The organism is Pseudoduganella aquatica, assembly GCF_009857595.1.
In the GTDB taxonomy this organism is placed as follows: Bacteria; Pseudomonadota; Gammaproteobacteria; order Burkholderiales; family Burkholderiaceae_D; genus Rugamonas; species Rugamonas aquatica_A.
In genome coordinates this window covers 1-21,417 of sequence record NZ_WWCU01000045.1, presented here as the reverse complement: position 1 = coordinate 21,417, position 21,417 = coordinate 1, and the positions used below count along the sequence as shown (strand labels likewise).

Here is a 21,417-nt window from a genome sequence, read left to right as displayed (position 1 = left end):
GAAATGCTGCGCGGCGCGGACTGGCAAGGCGTGCGCGCCAGCCTGATCGCCGAGCTGGCTGCCACGCTGGACGACGCGGCCCGCCTGCGCCGCGAAACCGACCCGCTGGCGCCGGTGCACGGCTTCACGCTGGAGCAGGCCTACGAGATCCAGCGCGCCTCCATCGCGCTGCGCCACGGACGCGGGGAAAAGCCGGTGGGCGTCAAGCTGGGCTTCACCAGCCGCGCGAAGATGGTGCAGATGGGCGTGGACAGCCTGATCTGGGGCCTCTTGACGGACGCCATGCTGTACGAGGAGGGCGCCACGGTGCCGCTGGATCACTTCATCCATCCGCGCGTGGAACCGGAGCTGTGCTTCCTCACCAGCCGCCCCATCGACCGGCCGCTCACGCTGCTGGAGGCCGCAGGCTACCTGGCCGGCGTGGCGCCGGCGATGGAGATCATCGATTCGCGCTTCCGCAACTTCAAGTTCAACCTGGAGGACGTGGTGGCGGACAACTGCTCCTCGGCCGGCGTGGTGGTGGGCGAGTTCTCGCCGGACGTGGGCGATCTGGCCAACCGTGGCGTCACCATGCGCTTCAACGGCCGGCCTGTGGCCATGGGCAGCACCGGCGCCATCCTGGGCAATCCGCTGCGCAGCGTGGTGCAGGCCAGCCGCCTGGCCAGCGCCGCAGGCTTGACGCTGCCGGCCGGTTCGCTGATCATGGCCGGCGCCGCCACGGCGGCCGAGGCGCTGGCGCCTGGCCTGCATGTGAGCGTGGACATCGGCGGCCTGGGGCGCGCTGAATTTACAACCGGAGGCGCAATATGAGTACGCAAGCCCACCTGGTCGAAGGCAAAGCCCGGCCACGCGGAAAATTCCCGCACCTGAAGCGCGCCGGCGGTTTCCTGTTCGTCTCCGGCACCAGCTCGCGCCGCCCCGACAACAGCCTGGCCGGCGTGGAGGTGGACGCCATGGGCACCACGCAGCTGGACATCCGCGTGCAGACCCGCGCGGTGATCGAGAATATGCGCGACATCCTGGCCAGCGCCGGGGCAGGGCTGGACGATATCGTCGAAATCAGCACCTTCCTGGTCAACATGAACGATTTTGGCGGCTATAACGAAGTATATGGCGAGTACTTCGACTACACCGGCCCCACGCGCACCACGGTGGCGGTGCACCAGCTGCCGCACCCGCACCTGCTGATCGAAATCAAAGCCATCGCCTACAAGCCAGAATAATGGAAGCAACCATGTATAAATACGGCAAACCATTCAACTTCCAGCAGTGGATCGCGGAGCACGCGCACCTGCTCAAGCCTCCCGTCGGCAACCAGCAAGTGTGGCAGGACGCGGACTTCATCGTCACCGTGGTCGGCGGCCCGAACCAGCGCACCGACTACCATGACGACCCGCTGGAGGAATTCTTCTACCAGTTCAAGGGCAACGCCTACCTGAACATCATGAACGAGGGCCGGATCGAGCGCATCGACCTGAAAGAGGGCGACATCTTCCTGTTGCCGCCGCACGTGCGCCACTCGCCGCAGCGCCCGGAGGCGGGCAGCCTGTGCCTGGTGATCGAACGCCAGCGCCCGCAAGGCATGCTGGACGCCTTCGAGTGGTACTGCCTGTACTGCAACCACCTGGTGCACCGGGTCGAGACGCAGCTGCGGAGCATCGTCAAGGATCTGCCGCCGCTGTTCGAGCGCTTCTACGGCGACGCCAGCCTGCGCGTGTGCCCGCAGTGCGGCGAAGTCCACCCCGGCAAACTGGGGGCGAAATGACCGAGACGAACAAGGTAATCGACATCCACAGCCACTTTTTCCCGCCCATTACGCAAGCCGAAGCGGCCGCGCTGGACAAGCACAAAGCGCCCTGGCTGCGCGTGCAGGACAACGGCCACGGCATGATCATGACCGGCGACCAGCCGTTCCGCCCCGTCTATTCGGCGCTGTGGGACCCGGCGCGCCGTATCGAGGAAATGGACCGCTCCGGCGTGGACGTGCAGCTGATGTGCGCCACCCCCGTGATGTTCGGCTACAGCTACCCGATCGACCTGGCGCTGCCGTGGGCCGAGCGCATGAACGACTACGCGCTGGAGCTGTGCGCGCACAATCCGTCCCGCCTGAAGGCGCTGGCGCAGGTGCCGCTGCAGGACATCGACGCGGCCTGCCGCGAAGCCAGCCGCGCCAAGGCCAACGGCCACGTCGGCGTCCAGATCGGCAACCACCTGGGCAACCTGGACCTGGACGATGAAGGCCTGCTGCGCTTCCTCACCCACTGCGCGCACGACGGCATCCCGCTGCTGGTGCACCCCTGGGACATGATGGGCGGCGACGCCCGCATGAAGAAGTGGATGCTGCCCTGGCTGGTGGCCATGCCGGCCGAAACGCAGCTGGGCATCCTGTCGCTGATCATGTCCGGCGCTTTCGAGCGCCTGCCCGAATCGCTGAAGATCTGCTTCGCCCACGGCGGCGGCAGCTTCGCCTTCCTGCTGGGGCGCGTGGAAAACGCCTGGCAGCAGCGCGACATCGTGCGTGAAAACTGCCCGCAGCCGCCGTCGTCCTACGTCAAGCGCTTCTATGTGGATTCGGCCGTGTTCGACCAGCGCGCCCTCGGCCTGCTGGTGGACGTGATGGGCGAGGACCGGGTGATGCTGGGCTCCGACTATCCGTATCCGCTGGGCGAGCAGGATGTGGGCAAGCTGATACGCGACGCCGGCTTCGGCGCGCAGCGCACCGGCCGCCTCCTGGGCGGCAACGCCGGCGAATTTTTCGGCATCTGATCCATCCCCAACAAGAGCCGCGCGCACACCGCGCCAAGCGGCCAACCGGAGACACACATGACACACCCTAACAGCGGCTTCGCCGCGATCGCCGCGCGCGAGGACGGTTTGCAGCGCGGCCTGTCCAGCGGCCAGATGTCGATGATCGCCATCGGCGGCGCCATCGGCACCGGCCTGTTCCTCGGCAGCGGCTTCGCCATCGGCTTCGCCGGTCCGAGCGTGCTGCTCAGCTATGCCATCGGCGCGCTGATCGCCATCCTGCTGATCGGCTGCCTGGCCGAGATGACCGTGGCCCATCCCACGGCCGGTTCCTTCGGCGCCTACGCCGAGCACTATGTCAGCCCCTGGGCCGGCTTCGCGGTGCGCTATGCCTACTGGGCGTCCATTGTGCTGGCCGTGGGCACGGAGGTGACGGCGGTGGCGCTTTATATGCAGTACTGGTTCCCCGGCACGCCCGCGTGGATGTGGATCGCGCTGTTCTCGGCGGCGCTGGTGTTCGTCAACGCCATGAGCGTGGACGTATTCGGCAACGTGGAGTACCTGTTCTCGACCATCAAGATCGCCGCCATCGTCGCCTTCATCGTCATCGGCTCCTGGCTGGTGTACGCGGCGCCGGCGGCGGGGCCGATCGGTTTCAAGAACTACCTGCAGCACCAGGGCTTCTTCCCCAACGGCGGATCCGGCATGTGGACCGGGGTGATCGTCTCCATCTTCAGCTACCTCGGCATCGAGATGGTGGCGGTGGCGGCCGGCGAGGCGAAAGACCCGCAGCGCGCCATCACCGGCGCCTTCAAGGCGGCCATGCTGCGGCTGGTGGTGTTCTACATGCTCACGCTGGGGCTGATGCTGGCCATCGTGCCCTGGACTTCGGCGGGCAACGGCCACAGTCCCTTCGTCATGGCGATGGAGGCGCTGCACGTGCCCGGCGCGGCGGGGCTGATCAACTTCGTGATCCTGGTGGCGGCGCTGTCGGCCATGAATAGCCAGCTGTACATCACCACCCGCACCATGTTCAGCCTGTCGCGGGCCGGGCAGGCGCCGGCGCGCTTCGGGAAGCTGAGCAAGCGCGGCGTGCCGGTGGCGGCGCTGTCGCTGTCGTGCGCCGGCATCGCCATCGCGGCGGCGCTCAGCATCCTGTATCCCAAGGGTTCCTTCATGCTGATGATGGCCATCTCCATGTTCGGCGCCATGTTCACCTGGCTGATGATCTTCGTTACCCACTACTGCTTCCGGCGGCGCTGGAACAGGGAAGGGCAGCCCGCGCTGGCTTTCCGCATGTGGGCCTTCCCGTGGCTCACGCTGCTGGGCGCGGCGCTGATGCTGGCCATTATGGCAACCACCGCCTTCACCCGCGAGTTTGAAATGACGCTGCTCACCGGCGTGCCTTTCATGCTGGTCTTGAGCGCGCTGTACTTCCTGCGCTACCGCAAGCGCTGACGCCTGGCGGGTTACGGCTGCGCCTAACCCGCCCTACGCAATGCCAACGTCCGACATAGAACGTAGGGCGGGTTAGCGCACAGCGCGTAACCCGCCGGGAGCCGCCACGTCCAAATCTGGAATAAAGAATTGGAATATCTGGAGCCGAACAATTCATTTTCGCTTATTGCAACACCTCTGCATACTAGATTCATCGATAGGAGCAACCGTAATGAAACTGACCAAGCAAGACTGCATCGACCTCGATGCCCGCGACCAGCTGGCCGCGTACCGCAGCAAGTTCACCCTGCCCGAAGGCGAGGTATACCTGGACGGCAATTCCCTGGGCGCCATGCCCGCCAGCCTGCCTGCCCGCATGCAGGAAGCCGTGGCCAAGGAATGGGGCCAGGGCCTGATCCGTTCCTGGAACGACGCCGGCTGGATCGACCTGCCGCAGCGCGTGGCGGCCAAGGTGGCCCCGCTGATCGGCGCCACCGCCGCCGAAGTGATGGTGGGCGATTCCACCTCCGTCAACCTGTTCAAGGCGCTGGCCGCCGCGCTGCGTATCAACAGCGGCCGCAAGGTGATCCTGACCGAAAAGGGCAACTTCCCCACCGACCTGTATATCGCGCAGGGCATCGCGGAGCTGTTCGGCAGCGAGATCCGCTACGTGGACTCCGACCCGTCCGCCATCGCCGACGCGCTGGACGACAGCGTGGCCGTGCTGATGCTCACGCACGTGAACTACCGCAGCGGCGCCGTCTACGACATGGCCGCGCTCACCCGCAAGGCGCAGGCCGTGGGCGCGCTCACCATCTGGGACCTGGCGCACAGCGCCGGCGCGCTGCACGTGGAGCTGAACGAGGTGAACGCGGACTTCGCGGTCGGCTGCGGCTACAAATACCTGAACGGCGGCCCCGGCGCGCCGGCCTTCGTGTACGTTGCGCAGCGCCACCTGGAGCAGGTGCGCCAGCCGCTGTCCGGCTGGCACGGCCACCAGAAACCGTTCGACTTCGTGCAGCAGTACCAGCCCGCGCCCGGCATCAACCGCATGCAGTGCGGCACGCCGCCGCTGCTGTCCATGCTGGCGCTGGATGCCGCGCTGGACGTGTTCAGCGGCGTGGACATGCAGCAGCTGCGCAACAAGAGCAAGGCGCTGGGCGACCTGTTCATCCGCCTGGTGGACGAGCAGCTGTCCGAATACGGCTTCGGCATCGGCTCGCCGCGCGACTGCAACCAGCGCGGCAGCCAGGTGGCGCTCACCCATCCGCAAGGCTACGCCATCGTGCAGGCGCTGATCGCACGCGGCATCACCGGCGACTTCCGCATGCCCGACATCCTGCGCTTCGGCTTCGCGCCGCTGTATGTGCGCTATATCGACGTCCATCACACGGTGGAAACCCTGCAACAGATTATGGCCAGTGGAGAGTGGAACCAGGAGAAATTCTTGACCAAAAAAGCAGTGACCTGATTTTTTAGCTTGCCCTTGATACAAAATATAAAACGAGGAGACAAAGATGCAACTGAAAGCAACGGGAGTAGCAGTACTGGCGGCGCTGTCCGCCATGGCCATCAGCGCGGAGCAGGCTGCGGCCAGCAACGTGACGATATCGGGCGTCATCGACGTCAACGTGGAGCGCTTGTCCACGCCGAAGGAAAGCGTGACGCGCGTTTCCACCGGCGGCTTGAGCAACTCGCGCCTGGAATTCAGCGCGGTGGAGGACCTGGGCGACGGCAACCAGGCCTTCTTCCTGCACCAGATGCAGTTCGCGGCCGATACCGGCACCGGCCCCACGCCGCGTGAAACCTATGTGGGCATGCGCGGCAACTGGGGCCAGCTCGCGCTGGGCCGCCAGAACACGCCGTCCTACTGGATCGTCGGCTACGCGGACCCCAGCTGGTCCGGAGACTACAGCCGCGTGAGCAACAACCAGTACTTCTACGCCCCGTGGCGCGAAAGTAACGCCATCTCCTACAACACCCCTGTATTCAATGGCTTCAAGGGCCGCTTCATGTATACGACTGGCCAGGAAACGGCGGACCACAACGGCCGCGTCGTCAGCACCGGCGTGGAATACCGCAGCGGTCCGCTGTACCTGGGCTTTGTGTCGGACCACAAGGACATCAAGAACATCGCCAGCCCCAAGATGGAAAGCTCGCGCGACAACTACGTCTCCGCCACTTACCGCTTGGACAGCGTCGAGCCGACCTTCATCTACCACACCTACAACGGCTACTACGCCTATCCTCCATACGTGGGCTTCCAGACCAAGGGCTGGGACGTGCAGCTGGGCGCGCGCTGGAAGATCGGAGGCCCGCACGGCGCCTACATCAGCGCCGTGCACCGCCACGACAACGTGGGCAAGGACCTGACGGACGCCGACAGCTTCCTGGTCGGCTACAACTACCGCTTCTCCAAGCGCACCGACGCCTATATCAATTACGGCCGTGTCCTCACCAAGGGCAATCCGAAAGTACCGTATCCGCTCACCTTCAACTACAGCGGCAGCGGCAACCCCGAACGCGGTACGCAAGTGGGCCTGCGCCACTCGTTCTGATCTCCGACCAACCTGAATAGAAAGCCCACGTTATGAAGACCAAATTTATTCCACAGCTGACGTTCACCCTGTGCGCCGCCGCCGTCGCGGGCAGCGTATTGGCCCAGCAGCCGCGCAGCGGCGCCAACCTGGGCGCGCCGGACGCGCCCGGCCCGAACGGCAAGGAGATCAAGCTGCTGCCCGGCGAACCGGCCATGCCGGCTCCGGGTTCCTGGGGCTACGACGCCAGGACCGGCAAGTTCAAAAGCCCCGACATCACGCCGGACGCCTACGGCGCCCACCCGGTCGAGGGCAGCCTGAGCTACCTGGACCAGAACCAGTACCTGAAGAACACCAAGGTGGAAAACTTCGTGCCGGAAGTGGCCGGCGCGGGCCACAGCTGGCAGGCCACGCTGGACTGGGACGGCCGCCGCTACCTGTACGACTATGAAACCTGGATGTACAACCTGTTCGACATCACCGATCCGAAGAACGTGAAAGTGGTGCAGAAGAAGACCTTTAAGACCAAGGAAGGCGAGCACCAGTTCGGCCCCTTCAACGTGAAGTTCAACAAGAAGCTGAACAAGATGATCGCGGTGCAGTGCTACGAGATCTCGCGCTATGGCCTGATCTGGAACAAGTACACCAATCCAGAGCAGGTGGAGAACGCGCGCAAGAAACCCATGCTGCGCGGCTTCCGCATCTACGAGGTGACCAGCCCGCAGTGGACCGACTGGAAGCTGCTGTCCGAGACCGCGCTGGATGAAAGCCATTCGGCCCAGGATCCGGTGCAGGAAGGCTCCGGCTGCCAGGACGTGCCGGTGTATAACGGCGACCAGTACCTGTTCGTGGCCGGCGCGCCGGACAACAGTTTCGCCAACACCGAATACAAGACCTATCTGCACGCCGGCGCGCAGCTGGTGTACGACGTGTCCGACCCGGCCAAGCCGAAGCGGCTGTCGATGTGGTGGGCGCCCGGCTCGCGCGTGGGCGAGGAAGAGGAATACAAAAAGAACCCGCGCGCCGGCAACAAGACTTCGTGGATGGGCGCGCGCATGCCGCTGTTCATTCCCAAGCCGGTGGAGCAGGGCGGCAAGTACGGCTACGCGGCCATGGGCGGCTTTGGCTTCTACGTGATCGACATTTCCGATCCGAAGAACATGAAGCAGGTGGCGCATATCGACATGCCGGTGAGCGTGACCGGCACCGAGGGCGACAACATCGACGTGACCAAGGTGGAATCGACCGGCATGGTCTACTACAGCGGCTATCCGATGTCCGAGGATTGCTTCGAGCCGCTGAAAGCGATCTACTCGATCGACGTGCGCGACCCGCTGCGTCCGAAGATCGCCAACGTGCTGCCAACGCCGACCCCGCCGAAGGATGCGCCGTTCACCGACTTCTGCCAGCGGCGCGGCAGCTTCGGTCCGAAGCGCAGCGGCTACGCGGCCATCCAGCCGGGCACGCCGAACCAGCGCTACATGCCGTACTCTTATTACAACGCCGGCCTGCAGATCTTTGACGTGAAGGATCCGAAGAACCCGGTGATCGCGGGCTACTTCGTGCCGAAGATGATCGATGCGGCCAAGAAGACCACCGACGGCCAGACGCTCTCCATCCGGGCGCTGCCCAATCCGGTGCACAGCATCTTCGTCGAGTGGGACCGCAACCTGGTGTGGGTGTTCTCCAACCACGGCATCTACACCGTTTCCACGGAGCTGCTGGGCAAGCCGGTGTTCGGCATGCCGCCCAAGAAGTAATACGCGGCCGGTCCTGGCGGGTTACGCGGACCGATGGTCCGCTAACCCGCCCTACGCGGTATCCCGATGCCGGGATGCCGCATTACGGGCGGCGCCGTGCCTCCTTCATATCAACTTTCCCCTAAAACCATGTTCGCTACCCTGCGCGGCCGGCTGATCGGCCTGTGCGTGTCCATCGTCGTGCTGGCCATGCTGGCCGTAGTGGCCGCCAATTACTTCACTACCCGCAGCCGCATGGCGGCTTCGCGGGACGAGCAGATGCGCCAGCTGGCCTCCAGCCAGGCCGCAGGCATCGGCGAGTGGCTCGCGGCCCGCCGCGCCATCGTCTCGTCGCTGCGAGGAGCCGCCGCCGGGGCTGACCCCTCTCCCGTGCTGAAGGCCGCCGCGCTGGCGGGAGGTTTCGACAATGCCTACATCGGCTACGCCGACAAGCGCATCGCTTCCTCGCGCGATGAGGCCGCGCCGCCCGGGTACGATCCGACATCGCGCCCCTGGTACCAGCTGCCGGTGGGCGCCGGCGGCCCCGTCATCACGGCGCCATACGTGGATGCCGGGCGCGGCGAGCTGGTCGTCACGTTCGCCGAGCCGGTGCGTGTCCCTGGCGCGGGCGAGATGCGCGGCCGTTCCATGCAGGCAGTGCTGGCTGCCGACGTGGCGCTGACTGCCGTGGTGCGCCAGGTGCGCGCCTTGCGGCCCACGCCGCACAGCTACGCCTTCCTGGCCGACCGGGAAGGCCGCCTGATCGCCCATCCCGACGCCGCGCTGGCCATGCGTCCGCTGGCGGACCTGGGCGGCGGCATCACACCGGCTGTGCTGGAACAGGCCGTGGGCGCGGCTGAGCTGGGTGTGCGGATAGGCGGGCGGGAAGCGCTGCTGCACGCCACTCCCGTGCCCGGCACGGATTGGACCCTGGCCGTGGTGCTGGACCGCGCCGACGCCACGCGCGACCTGGACGCGCTGCTGCGCAGTTCCGCCATGGCCGCGCTGCTGGCTGCAGGCGCCGCGTCTGTGCTGCTGCCTCTGCTGATCGCCCGCATGCTGCGCCGTCTCGGGCAGGTGCGCGATGCGCTGGGCGGCATCGCCGATGGGGAGGGCGACATGACGCGGCGCCTGGACGAAAGCGGCGGCGATGAACTGGCCGCGATCGCACGCGCCTTCAACCGCTTCGCCGGCAAGATCGGCACGGTGCTGCTGGAGATACGCAGCGCGAGCGACGAGGTGCGGCGGGCCTCTGCAGGTATCGCGGACGGCAATAGCGACCTGTCCTCGCGCACGGAAGTGCAGGCGGCTTCGCTGCAGCAGACAGCCGGCGCCATCCAGACCCTGGCCGGTACGGTGCGCCAAAACACAGGCAACGCGCTGCGGGCGGACAGGCTGGCGCGCAGCGCTGCCGACGTGGCGGCAAGCGGTGGCGAGGCTATGTCCCAGGTGGTTGCGACCATGGGCTCCATCAATCAGTCTTCTCGCAGGACAGTGGACATCATCGCCGTCATCGACGGCATTGCGTTCCAGACCAACATCCTGGCGCTAAACGCAGCCGTGGAAGCTGCGCGCGCGGGCGAACAGGGCAGGGGCTTTGCCGTGGTGGCGAGCGAAGTGCGCAATCTGGCGCAGCGCTCCGCGGCGGCGTCCAGGGAAATCAAGGCGCTGATCGGCGATGCAGTGGACAAAGTGGACCTCGGCGCCAAACTGGCAGACCAGGCCGGCGCCACGATGCAGGAGATCGTCACCAGCATACAGCGTGTTACCGGCATCATGAGCGAGATCACCGAGGCCAGCCAGGAGCAGACCTCCGGCCTGGACCAGATCCACGTCGCCATCACGCAGATGGACGGCCTGACGCAGCAGAACGTGGCGCTGGTCGAGCAGGCCGCCTCCGCCGCCGGTTCGCTCAGCGAGCGGGCGCAGGGCCTGGCGCACGTGGTCAGCGTGTTCAAGCTCGATGAATCAATTGTCTGATTTTCCAGCTTTATAGTATGCTAACTCCACGGCGTGCCGCACTGCGGCGCGGCCGTGGTTTTTCATTTATGCGAAAGGTTTTATATGCAGCAAGATCGAAAGCACATGGCACGCAAGTGGCTGAGCATGCTGGCCGCCAGCGGCCTGATGGCGGTATCCACCTTGGCCATGGCCGCTGCGCCCGTCGTCGCTGCAAGCGCCGCCAACCCTGCGCCCAACGCGGCGCAAGTGAAAGCCGCGCATGACCTGATGGCCGCCATGCAAACCGAGAAGATGGCGCGCTCGGTCGGCGGCGGCAGCAAGTTCCCCAATGAGCAGCAGCGCCAGGAGTTTATGGCCAAGCTGGACAAGGTGCCCGCCGAACAGGTCTACACCCGCTTGTCGGCGCCGGTCGCCAAGCTGCTCACGCCGGAAACCGTGCTGGAGATGACGCGCTTCTACCAGTCCAGCTACGGCCAGAAAGTGCTGCAGATGGACTACAACAGCCGTCCCAGCATGTACGGCGCCATGCCCAAGCCCACGCCCGAGGAAAAGAAGGCGCTGGCCAAGCCCGCTTACGTGAAGGCCGACCAGGAGTTCCAGGCCGCCAGGTCCGCGATCAGGCATGAGGTGTTCGTGCTGGTGACCGAGGTGGCAAAAAGCAAATAGGAGTGCCCATGAAGATCTATCTGATTGTGCTCGATACGCTGGCCGACTGGGAGATTGCCTACCTGACCGCTGAGCTGCACAGCAAGCGCATGCTGGCCGATCCCGGCAAGGACTGCGAGATCGTGAAGGTGGGCGTGAGCGCCGCGCCGGTAGTTACCATGGGCGGCATGCGCATCGTACCCGACCTGGCGGTGGCCGACGTGCGCATGGAAAGCGGCGACCTGCTGCTGATGCCGGGCGCCGAAACATGGATGGCGCCCGAATCGGCGCCGCTGGTGGCGTTTGCGAAGGAAACGCTGGCGCAAGGCCACCTTGTCGCCGCCATTTGCGGCGCCACGTATGCGCTTGCGCAGAGCGGCGCGCTGGACAATCGCCAGCACACCAGCAACGACAAGGACGACCTGAAAGCCAACTGCCCCGGCTACACCGGCGAGCAGCGCTACCAGGACGCGCCCGCCGTCCGTGAAGGCAACCTGGTCACCGCGTCCGGCATTGCTCCGCTTGAGTTCTCATACGAAGTGATGAAGATGCTGGACATCTTCCGGCCGGCCACGGTCGAGGCCTGGTACCAGCTTTACAAGACCGGCCAGCCGCAGTACTTCCAGGCGCTGGTGGCGTCCATGGTCTGAGCCAAGCCGGCGCCGGCGCTATTGCCCGGCCTCGCGTTGCAGCTGGCTGGCGTCGAGCACGGACAGCCAGCGCCCTTGCACGCTGATGCCGCCGCTCTGTGTCAAATGCTGGAATTCCCGGCTGACGGTGGTGTCGCCCAGGCCCAGGAATGCGGCGATATCGGTGCGCGACATGGGCAGCCGGAAGTAGGGGACAGGGGGGCCGCCGGCCGATTCCATGCTGGCCAGTTCCAGCAGAAAGGCGGCGATTTTCTGCCGGGCGCGCGTGCTGCGCTGGATCTGCGCGATGCGATGCTGCCGGCCTATCTCCTGTAGCAATAGCGTCTGCAGCTGTTGCCGCAGCGCCTCGTCCTGTTCTGCGGCCTGCAGCACTCTGCCGATGGGGAATTCCAGCACGGTGCTGTTGCTCAGTGCGACGGCGCTGTAGCTGCGCCGCTCCGCATGCAGCTCGTCCAGACCCAGGTAGCCGCCTTTGCCATGGAAAGCGATTACGTCCTGCTCGCCATCCAGCGATACGGTGCCGCATTTCCAGTACCCGCTGTCGATGGCGTAGAAACGGTCGTAGACCGGGTCGCCCATGTGGAACAGGAATTCGTGCCGCCGCTTGTGCGTGCGCTGCATCCCCAGCGCCGCGAGCGGGCCGGTAAGCTCGGCTGGCAGCGGGCTGGGGGGAGTGGGGATGGCGGACATGCGGCGCTGCGCTCAGCTTTGCTCGGCCGGGCCATGGCGTCCCGTGTGCGCAGCCCCGCGCGCCAGTTCGCGCAGCACCGATTGCTTGTGCAGCTGGACGTGCTTGCCTTGCATGGCCAGGGTCCCGTCCTGCTTGAAGCGCAGCAGGCTGCGGCTGACCGACTCGGGCGTCATTTGCAGATAGCTGGCAATGTCGCGCCAGTTCATCGCCATGCGCAGCATGCGGTCCGAGTAGCCGCGCGCCGCCTGGCGCTGGCCGATATCGAGCAGGAAGGACGCCAGGCGCCGGCTGCAGCCGGACTGCCGCAAGAGCTGGTTGGTGGTCGCTTCCCGTTCCAGCGCCTGGTTCAAGGCCGGCAGCAGGCGCGGCGGACTGGCGCGCGGACCCTCTATCGCACACACCGTACTATCCTCGAGCGCCACGGTATAGCTGCCATGGTGCAACTGGTCCGGCAAGCATAATCCGACCAGTTCGCCGGGCAGATGGAAGGCGGTGACTTGCCAGGCGCCGCTGGGGTGCGGCGAAACGCGCTTGAAGCCGCCTGCGCGGACGATGTAGAGGCGCGTCTCGCATAGCTGGTCAGCGCGCAGCAGGACTGTCTCGCGCGGCACCCGCGTCGTCTGGACCGATCCGGCGGCCGCACTGCTGCCGGGGCACTGCGCATGCGCGCTGCACTCTGTGCAGGGCGCCGCGTGCGTTGCAGAAAGCTGAAAAACCGGTTCACGCGTTCCCATGAGGACTCCTTTCACAGGACAGTCCGCTCCGCCGGATAGGGGAGGACTGCATCAAAGAAAAAAATTCATGCTGCAATGCAGTATAGCTGAAACTAGCAGGTTCTTAGTTCCTCGGTTGCAATCTCCGGCGGATTTGGCAGGCTGGCCAGCTCGGCGCAATTGCCGCCGCGCTTTTTGGCGCGGTACATGGCCTGGTCGGCCAGATCCAGCAGCCGTGCGGCATTGGCGTCCGGGGAGGGGGCAACGGCGACGCCGATGCTGGCGCCTATGCTGAGCTGCAAACCGCACAGCACATAAGGCCGGCTGATGCTGCGCGCCACGTCGGCCGCCAGCGCCAGGGCAGCCGCCGGATTGGTTATGCTGCGAAGCAGCATGGCAAACTCGTCGCCACCGAGCCGTGCCACCAGGTCGTCCTGGCGCACCGCAGCCTTGAGCCGCCGTGCCACGGCCAGCAGCAGCCGGTCTCCCATGCGGTGGCCATAGGTGTCGTTGACCGCCTTGAACCGGTCCAGGTCGATAAACAGGGTCGCGGCCAGGTGACCGTCGGTGTGGGCGCCGCGCAAGGCACGCCGTTGCTCGCGCAGGAAGCAGGCCTTGTTCGGCAAGCCCGTCATGCTGTCGTGGGTGGCCAGATGGCGCAGGCTGGCGTCGCTGCGCCGCCGGCCGGTGATGTGGTGCTGCAGCGCGATAAAGCAAGTGATCTTGCCTTCCTCGTCGCGCAGCGGCGTGATGACCTCGTTGACCAGGCGGGCGCCGCCGCGTTTGTGACGCACGATGGTCTCGCCCGACCAGGCCTTGCCGGCGCCCACGGCGTCCAGGATGCGCGCGGCGCGCGCATCCCAGCCGAGTTGCTGGCGCGATTTGCGCAGTGCTTCCCGTTCGGAATAGCCGCTCAGGCGCAGGAAGGCCTGGTTGACCCATTGCAGGCGGCCATCGGGACCGGCGATCAGTGCTGCGCTGGCGTTGGCGCTGAGCGCACGCGCCAGCAGGGACTGGCGTTCGGGGGGGGCAGTGGGCTTCGATGGCATTGTTCGGCTCCGTGGCTGGCGGGGCGGCATGGCCGCCGCTGGGGTTGTCCAAGGCAGTTCAGTCTGACTGCGCCAGTTTGCCAGCAGCACGGATGGGGGCTTTGCTTACGGTCACTTTTGATTTGAATTAATAACGTTGCGTTCCCAATATGCATTTTATTAATATAGCACAGGCCCGCGAGGGCCTGTCAGGAGTATGCTCAGACCGCCACCCGGCCGCAACAGCGCAGCGGCGCCAGCATGGACGGCGGCGGCTCGGGCGGCTGGTAGCGCGCCACGGTCGAAAAGATGCGCAGTACATCGTCGATAATTTCGCTGGCGACGTGGTCGTCCAGGCGGTCGATGTTTTGCTGCAGGGCAATCGAGGTCAGGGTCGGCGCGTCATGCAGGCGCTGGCGCAAGCCCTCGAACAGGTGGCGTGCTTCAGTGGGGACCTCGTTGGGCCGCATGCGCACCAGGCTGAGGGTGCAAGCCCGCTTGAGGCGGTCCTTCTGCGCGCCGTGGCCGGCCAGATGCCAAACGGCCACGCTGAATTCGGAAAATGCATGTGACATGGCAGCCTCCCGGTTTCATGCGCGCTTGGCGCCGTCTTGCAAGCGCCGCCGGCGCGGGCTGCGCCGCATGGCGCGCAGCGCGACCGGATCGAGTATCAATATGGTGCGGCCATTGATGCTGATCATCTCCAGGGCCTGCAGCTCGCTCAGCGTGCGGCTCACCGTTTCCATCGCCATGCCCAGGTAGTTGCCGATTTCGGCGCGCTGCATGACCAGGTTGAAGCTGCTGCCCGAATAGCCGGCGGCGGCGTAGCGCGCTGCCGTGTCCAGCAGGAAATGGGCCATTCGGGCCTGGGTGTTGAGGCCTGCGCGCATGCTCAGCAGTGCGTGGTCGCGCGCCAGTTTGTGGCTCATCACGCCCAGGATGGCGCTGGCGAACTCGCCATGGGTGCGGCCCAGCCGGGCCAGCGTATCGAGTGGTATCTCGATCAAGGTGGCGTTGGTCAGCGCAACCAGCTCCTGGTGGTAGCTGCGGTTCAGCAGGCCGTCTATGCCCAGCAGGTCGCCGCGCATGGGGAAACCCATCACCTGTTCCTTGTCGTACACATACGACGAGGTTTTCAGGATGCCGGAGTTGACCACGAAAATGCGGTCGCAAGTCTGGCCGGCCAGGTGGATGCGCTGGCAGTTGCGCACCCGCAGGCGGGGCAGGCGGTGTTCGTCGCTCAGGTCCGCGATCTGGTGCTGGATGCCGAGCAGGGCGCACAGCTCGCCGAAGCTGGCGTCCTGCTGCATCGTGCTGAGCAGCGGGCGGGCGGCCGCTGGGCCGGGGCCGGAGGTGGGATAGGGGCTCGATAACATGGTCTTCTCCTGGTGGCTACGATTTGCGTAGGTGGCGGACGCGCAGACCAATATGACTTTCTAGCAATAGTCAATCGGAAAGCGCGCAAAATTCCTGTAGGAACTTTGGCCGATGTTGCTTAGGACTAATATCTGGTTATTAAGATAACAGGAGATTTGTTATTTTTTCTGCCACAGATCAAGTTGCACACCGAAAGTCGATCGTGTAAGGCCCGCTGGCCCGGCCTGTCCAGTAAAGCATGGCCGCCGCCGCCGCAGTTTGATTGCCATGCGCCCGGCGGATGTCCGCAATCAAACCGGCGCGCCCGCAGCTCGCTTATCGTGGGACGGCGCGGGGGCTGCCGCCTTCGCCTGACCTGACGACACAAAGGGCGATCTATGAGAATCACTGTTTTCGGTGCCGGCTATGTCGGCTTGGTGACGGCGGCCTGTCTGGCCGAATTGGGCAACGAGGTGCTGTGCCTGGAACGCGACCCGGCCAGGATCGCCCTCCTCGAACGGGGCCAGCTTCCGATCCACGAACCGGGGCTGGCCGAACTGGTCACCGCCAATGTGGGCGCCGGGCGCTTGCGGTTTTCGTCCGACGCCGACGGCGGCATGGCCGAGCTGCAATTCATCGCCGTGGGAACACCGCCCGATGAGGACGGCGCGGCCGACGTCGAACACGTGCTGCAGGCGGCGCGCACCATTGCCCGCCGCATGGCCGGCTTCCAGGTCATCGTCACCAAGTCGACGGTGCCCATCGGCACGGCCGAGCGCGTGCGCGCCGCGGTCCAGCAGGAACTCGATGCGCGCGGCAGCGGCCTGTCCTTCGCCGTGGTGTCGAATCCGGAATTTCTGAAGGAGGGCGCGGCGGTCCACGACTTCATGCAGCCGGACCGTATCGTGCTCGGGGTGGAGGCGGGCACGGCCGGCCGCCGCGCCGCCGCGTTGCTGACGGCGCTGTACGAGCCGCTCAACCGCCACCATCCGCGCACCGTCTGGATGGACACCCGCTCGGCCGAGCTGACCAAGTACGCCGCCAACGCCATGCTGGCCACGCGCATCTCCTTCATCAACGAAATGGCCAACCTGGCCGACCTGATCGGCGCCGACATCGAGGCCGTGCGCTGCGGCATCGGCGCCGACCAGCGCATCGGCTACAGTTTCCTGTATGCCGGCTGCGGCTATGGCGGCTCGTGCTTCCCCAAGGACCTGCAGGCGCTGGGCCGGCTGGCGTCCGAGGCCGGCCAGCCGTTGCGGCTGCTGCGCGCGGTCGAGGCCATCAACAACGACCAGAAGCTGATGCTGGGCCAGCGCATCCTGGCGCGCTTCGGCGACGATCTGCACGGCCATGTGTTCGCCGTGTGGGGCCTGGCGTTCAAACCCGACACCGACGACGTGCGCCACGCCAGCGCGCTGGTGCTGATCGGCCAGCTGCTGCGCGCCAACGCGTGCGTGGCCGTGTACGACCCGGTGGCCCACGCCACGGCCCGGCGCGCGCTGGAACAGGACCGCTCGCTCGGGCCGGAGGCGCTGGCGCGGCTGCGCTACGCCAGCGACCCGATGAACGCGCTGCAGGGCGCCGATGCGCTGGCCATCGTGACCGAGTGGAAGCAGTTCCGCTCGCCCGACTGGCGGCAGGTCAAGGCCCTGCTGCGCCAGCCGGTGGTGTTCGACGGCCGCAATCTGTTCGAGCCGCGCCTGATGGCCGAAGCCGGCATCGAACACCACAGTATCGGACGCCCGCCGCGCGCGCGGCTGGCGATGGCCAGCGCCGGCGCGGCGCTGCCGGCGCAGGGTGGCCAAAACGCATGAGCCTGGTCTTCACCTGTTCGGCCGACGACGGGCACCCGGCCGACCTGACCCTGGCGGGGCTGCTGCGCGAGCACGGCCTGCCGGGCACGTTCTACTTCCCCATCCGCAACCAGGAGGGCGGGCCGGTGCTGTCCGGCGCCGGCATGCGGCAGGTGGCGGCGCAGTTCGAGATCGGTTCGCATACGCTGGACCACCAGTTCCTCACGCGCGTCGGCGCGGCGCAGGCCGGCGCGCAGATCGTGCGCGGCAAACGGGAGCTGGAGGACAGGCTGGGCCGGCGCGTGGCGGGTTTTTGCTACCCCGGAGGCCGCTACCGGCCGCTGCACATCGGGCAGGTGCGCGCAGCCGGCTTCGACTATGCGCGCACCACCCTGAACCTGTGCCTGGACGCCGGCGCGAACCGCTACGAAATGGCCACCACCTGCCAGTTCTATCCGCATGCGCGCGCGGTTTACCTGCGCAACTACCTGCGCGGCGGGGCTTGGCCCCAGCGCGCCGGCATGCTGTTGCGCGCGCTCGGCGAGCCGGACTGGGAGCGACGCCTGTATGCCATGTTCGCGGCCGCTGAACGGCGCGGCGGCGTGTTCCACCTGTGGCTGCATACGGCCGACGTGGAAGCGCAGTCCGCCTGGCCGGCGCTGGCCGGTTTCCTGGCCCATGTCGCCGCGCGCGTGCCGCCGTCGCGGCGCCTGAGCAACGGCGCGCTGGCGCTGCGGAGCTTCGGGGCGCTCAAGCGCTGAAACGCGGTGCTGCCGGCGTCGCCGGCAGGCGCCCGGTGCGCGTTGAATCTATTTCCCTTTTGTATATCGGTGTGATCATTATGCCTTTTAATATTGGCATTATTAATTTCTTGGTGGAAGCGATATTTATTAATTTACGGGTAATTTAATAGCAGCCTCAAGCGATAGTATTATTCCATGGAAATTTCATAATGTGAAAAATTTCTTGCCTTAAGGCGAGAAAGCCTCCTAGAATTGGCGAAAATAAAAATTCGGGTAGTTAAATATTTTTATTAGTCAATTCCTAGGAGTAATTATTTTGAATATAAGATCCCTCAACCGGAACAACCAATTGTTGGCAATTCTCGGCACCGGCATATTGCTGGCCGGCTGCGGCGCCGGCGGCACAGACCAAACGCCCAAGGCCAGCGCCCAGGGCGGCCCAACGCTGCTGGCCGCCACCGCCAGCAACAGCAGTTGCAGCTTCCCGAAATTCGTCTTCGGCACCAAGTACGCGACCGGCACCATCGTCAACTTCGCCGACAACGGCAAGAACTACATCGCCACCCACGACAATCCCGGCTACGATCCCACCATCAGCACCTACTTCTGGAGCCCGTACACCGCGTGCAGTGCACCGGCACCGGCGCCCGCGCCTGCGCCAAGCTGCAGCTTCCCGAACTACGCCTGGGGCAGCAATTACGTCACCGGCAACATCGTGACCTATCCCGACAATGGCAAGTACTACATCGCCACCCACGACAACCCGGGCTGGGATCCGACCATCAGCACCTACTTCTGGAGTCCGTACACCTGCAGCGCACCCGCGCCCACGCCGACGCCCACGCCTACGCCGACTCCGGCGCCGACCGGGCCGGTCGTGACGGCCGCCAGTTGCAGCTACGCCGCCGTGTCGGCCGCGGTGAACTCGGCGGCCACCGGCACCACGGTCAGCGTGCCGGCCGGCGATTGCAGCTGGGGCACCCAGCAGCTCAACGTTCCGGCCGGCATCTATCTGCGCGGCGCGGGGCAGGACAAGACCGTGATCCGCCGCGTGGGCAGCGTGTCCAACACCAGCTATCTGGTGGCCTACAACTGCTCCAACGGCCAGCGCGCGCAGTTTTCCGGCATGACGCTGATCGGCAACGGCAATGCCGCCATCCAGGACAAGGGCCTGGGCCTGCTCAACGGCTGTTCCGACTTTTCGGTGACGAACTCGAAGTTCAGCAAGTTCGTCTTCAGCGCCGTGTATGTCGGCGATGCGCCCAAACAGCGCGGCGTTATCTTTAAAAACAACTTTATCGATAATTACAGCCCGGAATTGAAAAACCTCGGCTATGGGGTGGTGGTGTATGGCGGCGGCGCCTGGCCGGCGCTCAGCCTGGGATCGGCCGACGCGGTATTTGTCGAAGATAATTATTTCTCCGGCAACCGTCACAATATCGCCTCCAATAATGGCTCGGTATATGTGTTCCGTTATAACAAGGTGAATGGCACCGATGCGGCCAAGGATTATGCGATGACCGACGCGCATGGCCTGTCCTCGTCGCAGCGCGGCTCGCGCAGCTTTGAAATTTATAACAACACGTATTCGACCAGCATCAGCAGCGGCTTGCAGCGCACGGCCATCGGCATCCGCGGCGGCGACGGCGTGATCTTCAATAACACGGTGCCGGCCACGGTCAGCCGCACGGTGGAATTGATGGTGGAAGGCTTCGGTTGCGGCACCTACCCGGGCGCGGACCAGAGCCGCTCGGTGTATATCTGGAACAACACCGCCAATCCCCAGAACGGCTACACCACCAATGGCATCGACAACACCTGTCCTGCCTCGCTGGGCCTGAACCGGGATTACTTCCTGAACGCCAAGCCGGGCTACACGCCTTACGTCTACCCGCACCCGCTGCGCGCCGGACAGTAAGAATGCCGCGCTAGCGGCGGCCGCGCGGAATATGGCGCGGCTTGCCGGGGCGAAAGCTGCGGCGCCTGTCCCCCATCAGGCGCCGCAGTTCGGTGATGCTCAACTGGCTCACCTCGTGCATGCGCAACAGCATGCCTGCGCTGACCTTCAGCCGCCCGTGGCGGATCTTGCTGATGGTCGGCGCTTCCACTTCCAGCAGGCGCGACAGCGCCGCGTCGTTCTTCAATTGCAGCAGTTCGAGCAGGTGATCGAACAACGGGTTCGGGTCGAACTTGGGCGCATGCGGCGCCGTCATGACGGCCCGGCGCGGCGTCCGCGCAGCAACTGGCGCCCCAGTCCGAGCAGGAACAGGGTGTTGGTCACCAGGTAGCGGCGCGCCAGCCGGCGCGGTTCCGCGCCCAGCCGGTACAGCCACTCCAGTCCGTTGTGCTGCCACCACAGCGGGGCGCGGCGCAGCGTGCCGGCGTGGTAGTCGAAGGCGGCGCCCACGCCCACCAGCGGCGCGGCCACGCGGCCGCAGTGGGCCGCCATCCAGTATTCCTGTTTCGGGCAGCCCAGGCCGACAAACACCAGGTTGGCGCCGGAGCGGTTGATCGCCTCGACGTCGGCCTGGTCCTGCCCGGCGTTGACGGGGCCGAAGGGCGGCGCCAGCGCGCCGGCCACGCGCAACGCCGGAAAGGCGGCGGCGATGGCCTCCTCCAGGCGCGCCAGCGTGTGCGGCGTGCTGCCGTACAGGAACACGCTCTGGCCGTGCCGCTCGGCCGCCGCCAGGTAGCGCCACATCAGGTCCGGGCCGTTGATGCGCGGTTGCCGCGTGCGCGCGAAATGGCTGACCGCCCAGGCCACCGGGGCGCCGTCGGCGGCGGCCAGGTCGGCGTTGTTGAGGATGGTGCGGAAGTGCGCGTCGCGCGTGCTGCACACGACCGAGTGCGCATTGCACAGGCAGACATAGCGCGGCGCTTTCTGCGCGCCCCAGTCCAGCAGTTGTAGGACGGCTTCCTCCCAGCTGAGCACGTGGATGCGCGCGCCCAGTACCGCTTGACGTTGTTTATGCATAATTGAGTCCCAGGTTGGCTAGCATGGCGGTGTAATAGATGTCTTCGAGCATGGCGAGGTTCTGCTGCGGCGTGTAGCGCAGCCGGTAGCGCGCGTAGGCGCGCCGGCCCATGGCCAGCATCTGCTCCGGATGGTGGTAGGCCCAGGCCAGCTTGGCGGCCAGGTCGGCAGCGTCGCCGGGGCGCACCAGCAGTCCGGTCTCGCCGTGCTCGACCAGTTCGCCCAGGCCGCCGTGCGCGCTGGCGATGACGGGCACGCCGCAGGCGAACGCTTCCACCGCGGCCAGGCCGAAGGTCTCCAGGCAAGTGCTGGGCGCGACCAGGAAGCTGCTGCCGCGCAGCAGCGCGCGCACCTCGGCCGGGCTGCGCCGGCCCAGGCAGTCCGGGCCGAACGCGGGCGCC

The 21,417-nt window shown here is 65.9% G+C and carries 22 protein-coding genes; 14 read left to right on the top strand and 8 right to left on the bottom strand.

Annotated features, from left to right (window positions below; all coding sequences use genetic code 11):
* Positions 1 to 3 precede the first annotated feature (3 nt).
* From GTP77_RS26055 to GTP77_RS26005, 11 genes are all read left to right on the top strand, one after another.
* A complete protein-coding gene (locus GTP77_RS26055) occupies positions 4 to 810 on the top strand; it encodes a 2-keto-4-pentenoate hydratase (protein ID WP_161075095.1) in 807 nt (268 codons plus the stop codon).
* Entirely contained in the window at positions 807 to 1,223 is a 417-nt protein-coding gene (locus GTP77_RS26050; protein WP_161075071.1) for a RidA family protein, read from the top strand. The genes GTP77_RS26055 and GTP77_RS26050 overlap by 4 nt, the downstream gene beginning before the upstream one ends.
* Positions 1,224 to 1,234: 11 nt before the next feature.
* Entirely contained in the window at positions 1,235 to 1,765 is a 531-nt protein-coding gene (locus GTP77_RS26045; RefSeq protein ID WP_161075070.1) for a 3-hydroxyanthranilate 3,4-dioxygenase, read from the top strand.
* Positions 1,762 to 2,766, top strand: coding sequence for an amidohydrolase family protein (locus tag GTP77_RS26040; RefSeq protein ID WP_161075069.1), 1,005 nt, complete (start codon positions 1,762 to 1,764; stop codon positions 2,764 to 2,766). Before GTP77_RS26045 ends, GTP77_RS26040 begins: the two co-directional genes overlap by 4 nt.
* A 57-nt stretch (positions 2,767 to 2,823) precedes the next feature.
* A complete protein-coding gene (locus tag GTP77_RS26035; RefSeq protein ID WP_161075068.1) occupies positions 2,824 to 4,203 on the top strand; it encodes an amino acid permease in 1,380 nt (459 codons plus the stop codon).
* Between the two features lie 211 nt (positions 4,204 to 4,414).
* Positions 4,415 to 5,653: a kynureninase gene (kynU, locus tag GTP77_RS26030; protein ID WP_161075067.1), complete on the top strand. Its 1,239-nt coding sequence runs from the start codon at positions 4,415 to 4,417 to the stop codon at positions 5,651 to 5,653.
* A gap of 46 nt (positions 5,654 to 5,699) precedes the next feature.
* Positions 5,700 to 6,740, top strand: coding sequence for a porin (locus GTP77_RS26025; RefSeq protein WP_161075066.1), 1,041 nt, complete (start codon positions 5,700 to 5,702; stop codon positions 6,738 to 6,740).
* 32 nt (positions 6,741 to 6,772) lie between these two features.
* Positions 6,773 to 8,479 (top strand): LVIVD repeat-containing protein, encoded by a 1,707-nt coding sequence (locus GTP77_RS26020; RefSeq protein ID WP_161075065.1) that lies wholly within the window; start codon positions 6,773 to 6,775, stop codon positions 8,477 to 8,479.
* Between the two features lie 129 nt (positions 8,480 to 8,608).
* Positions 8,609 to 10,438 (top strand): methyl-accepting chemotaxis protein, encoded by a 1,830-nt coding sequence (locus tag GTP77_RS31105; protein WP_161075064.1) that lies wholly within the window; start codon positions 8,609 to 8,611, stop codon positions 10,436 to 10,438.
* A gap of 105 nt (positions 10,439 to 10,543) precedes the next feature.
* Positions 10,544 to 11,086, top strand: a complete 543-nt coding sequence (locus GTP77_RS26010) for a hypothetical protein (RefSeq protein ID WP_229202374.1) — start codon at positions 10,544 to 10,546, stop codon at positions 11,084 to 11,086.
* An 8-nt stretch (positions 11,087 to 11,094) separates the two neighbouring features.
* Complete coding sequence (locus tag GTP77_RS26005; protein WP_161075063.1) at positions 11,095 to 11,715, top strand: type 1 glutamine amidotransferase family protein; 621 nt, start codon at positions 11,095 to 11,097, stop codon at positions 11,713 to 11,715.
* A gap of 18 nt (positions 11,716 to 11,733) precedes the next feature.
* Here the strand turns inward: GTP77_RS26005 and GTP77_RS26000 are convergent, their stop codons facing one another.
* The 5 genes from GTP77_RS26000 to GTP77_RS25980 all read right to left on the bottom strand — a co-directional run bounded on the left by GTP77_RS26000 (position 11,734) and on the right by GTP77_RS25980 (position 15,523).
* Positions 11,734 to 12,405, bottom strand: a complete 672-nt coding sequence (locus tag GTP77_RS26000) for a Crp/Fnr family transcriptional regulator (RefSeq protein WP_161075062.1) — start codon at positions 12,403 to 12,405, stop codon at positions 11,734 to 11,736.
* A gap of 12 nt (positions 12,406 to 12,417) precedes the next feature.
* Complete coding sequence (locus tag GTP77_RS25995) at positions 12,418 to 13,017, bottom strand: helix-turn-helix domain-containing protein (protein ID WP_161075061.1); 600 nt, start codon at positions 13,015 to 13,017, stop codon at positions 12,418 to 12,420.
* A 215-nt stretch (positions 13,018 to 13,232) separates the two neighbouring features.
* Positions 13,233 to 14,168 carry a sensor domain-containing diguanylate cyclase gene (locus tag GTP77_RS25990; protein WP_161075060.1) on the bottom strand — a complete coding sequence of 312 codons (936 nt, stop codon included), beginning with the start codon at positions 14,166 to 14,168 and terminating at the stop codon, positions 13,233 to 13,235.
* A gap of 200 nt (positions 14,169 to 14,368) precedes the next feature.
* Entirely contained in the window at positions 14,369 to 14,722 is a 354-nt protein-coding gene (locus GTP77_RS25985; RefSeq protein ID WP_161075059.1) for a hypothetical protein, read from the bottom strand.
* A gap of 15 nt (positions 14,723 to 14,737) precedes the next feature.
* Complete coding sequence (locus GTP77_RS25980; RefSeq protein WP_161075058.1) at positions 14,738 to 15,523, bottom strand: Crp/Fnr family transcriptional regulator; 786 nt, start codon at positions 15,521 to 15,523, stop codon at positions 14,738 to 14,740.
* A gap of 378 nt (positions 15,524 to 15,901) precedes the next feature.
* Between GTP77_RS25980 and GTP77_RS25975 the strand changes: the two genes are divergently transcribed.
* The 3 genes from GTP77_RS25975 to GTP77_RS25965 all read left to right on the top strand — a co-directional run bounded on the left by GTP77_RS25975 (position 15,902) and on the right by GTP77_RS25965 (position 19,960).
* Positions 15,902 to 17,320, top strand: a complete 1,419-nt coding sequence (locus GTP77_RS25975) for a UDP-glucose dehydrogenase family protein (RefSeq protein WP_161075057.1) — start codon at positions 15,902 to 15,904, stop codon at positions 17,318 to 17,320.
* On the top strand, positions 17,317 to 18,060 hold the full coding sequence (locus GTP77_RS25970; RefSeq protein ID WP_161075056.1) for a polysaccharide deacetylase family protein: 744 nt from the start codon (positions 17,317 to 17,319) through the stop codon (positions 18,058 to 18,060). Before GTP77_RS25975 ends, GTP77_RS25970 begins: the two co-directional genes overlap by 4 nt.
* Positions 18,061 to 18,391: 331 nt before the next feature.
* A complete protein-coding gene (locus tag GTP77_RS25965) occupies positions 18,392 to 19,960 on the top strand; it encodes a hypothetical protein (protein WP_161075055.1) in 1,569 nt (522 codons plus the stop codon).
* A gap of 10 nt (positions 19,961 to 19,970) precedes the next feature.
* On the opposite strand, the gene GTP77_RS25960 is transcribed toward GTP77_RS25965, so the two are convergent.
* The 3 genes from GTP77_RS25960 to GTP77_RS25950 all read right to left on the bottom strand — a co-directional run.
* The gene (locus tag GTP77_RS25960) at positions 19,971 to 20,255 is read right to left on the bottom strand and encodes a hypothetical protein (RefSeq protein ID WP_161075054.1); all 285 of its coding nucleotides are present in this window, start codon (positions 20,253 to 20,255) and stop codon (positions 19,971 to 19,973) included.
* The gene (locus GTP77_RS25955) at positions 20,252 to 21,016 is read right to left on the bottom strand and encodes a WecB/TagA/CpsF family glycosyltransferase (RefSeq protein ID WP_161075053.1); all 765 of its coding nucleotides are present in this window, start codon (positions 21,014 to 21,016) and stop codon (positions 20,252 to 20,254) included. The genes GTP77_RS25960 and GTP77_RS25955 overlap by 4 nt, the downstream gene beginning before the upstream one ends.
* Positions 21,009 to 21,417: glycosyltransferase family 4 protein (locus GTP77_RS25950; RefSeq protein ID WP_161075052.1), on the bottom strand; the 409-nt coding region annotated here is incomplete at its 5' end. The genes GTP77_RS25950 and GTP77_RS25955, both read right to left, overlap by 8 nt.

Bases quoted from the DNA above. Each gene is read 5' to 3' on its own strand.
- GTP77_RS26055 (WP_161075095.1), top strand. From the start codon at position 4: ATGCTGCGCGGCGCGGACTGGCAAGGCGTGCGCGCCAGCCTGATCGCC.
- GTP77_RS26035 (WP_161075068.1), top strand. From the start codon at position 2,824: ATGACACACCCTAACAGCGGCTTCGCCGCGATCGCCGCGCGCGAGGAC.
- GTP77_RS26020 (WP_161075065.1), top strand. From the start codon at position 6,773: ATGAAGACCAAATTTATTCCACAGCTGACGTTCACCCTGTGCGCCGCC.
- GTP77_RS26040 (WP_161075069.1), top strand. From the start codon at position 1,762: ATGACCGAGACGAACAAGGTAATCGACATCCACAGCCACTTTTTCCCG.
- GTP77_RS25955 (WP_161075053.1), bottom strand. From the start codon at position 21,016: ATGCATAAACAACGTCAAGCGGTACTGGGCGCGCGCATCCACGTGCTC.
- GTP77_RS25960 (WP_161075054.1), bottom strand. From the start codon at position 20,255: ATGACGGCGCCGCATGCGCCCAAGTTCGACCCGAACCCGTTGTTCGAT.
- GTP77_RS25990 (WP_161075060.1), bottom strand. From the start codon at position 14,168: ATGCCATCGAAGCCCACTGCCCCCCCCGAACGCCAGTCCCTGCTGGCG.
- GTP77_RS26045 (WP_161075070.1), top strand. From the start codon at position 1,235: ATGTATAAATACGGCAAACCATTCAACTTCCAGCAGTGGATCGCGGAG.
- GTP77_RS26025 (WP_161075066.1), top strand. From the start codon at position 5,700: ATGCAACTGAAAGCAACGGGAGTAGCAGTACTGGCGGCGCTGTCCGCC.
- GTP77_RS25985 (WP_161075059.1), bottom strand. From the start codon at position 14,722: ATGTCACATGCATTTTCCGAATTCAGCGTGGCCGTTTGGCATCTGGCC.
- GTP77_RS25980 (WP_161075058.1), bottom strand. From the start codon at position 15,523: ATGTTATCGAGCCCCTATCCCACCTCCGGCCCCGGCCCAGCGGCCGCC.
- GTP77_RS25970 (WP_161075056.1), top strand. From the start codon at position 17,317: ATGAGCCTGGTCTTCACCTGTTCGGCCGACGACGGGCACCCGGCCGAC.
- GTP77_RS31105 (WP_161075064.1), top strand. From the start codon at position 8,609: ATGTTCGCTACCCTGCGCGGCCGGCTGATCGGCCTGTGCGTGTCCATC.
- GTP77_RS26050 (WP_161075071.1), top strand. From the start codon at position 807: ATGAGTACGCAAGCCCACCTGGTCGAAGGCAAAGCCCGGCCACGCGGA.
- GTP77_RS26000 (WP_161075062.1), bottom strand. From the start codon at position 12,405: ATGTCCGCCATCCCCACTCCCCCCAGCCCGCTGCCAGCCGAGCTTACC.
- GTP77_RS26010 (WP_229202374.1), top strand. From the start codon at position 10,544: ATGGCACGCAAGTGGCTGAGCATGCTGGCCGCCAGCGGCCTGATGGCG.
- kynU (WP_161075067.1), top strand. From the start codon at position 4,415: ATGAAACTGACCAAGCAAGACTGCATCGACCTCGATGCCCGCGACCAG.
- GTP77_RS26005 (WP_161075063.1), top strand. From the start codon at position 11,095: ATGAAGATCTATCTGATTGTGCTCGATACGCTGGCCGACTGGGAGATT.
- GTP77_RS25975 (WP_161075057.1), top strand. From the start codon at position 15,902: ATGAGAATCACTGTTTTCGGTGCCGGCTATGTCGGCTTGGTGACGGCG.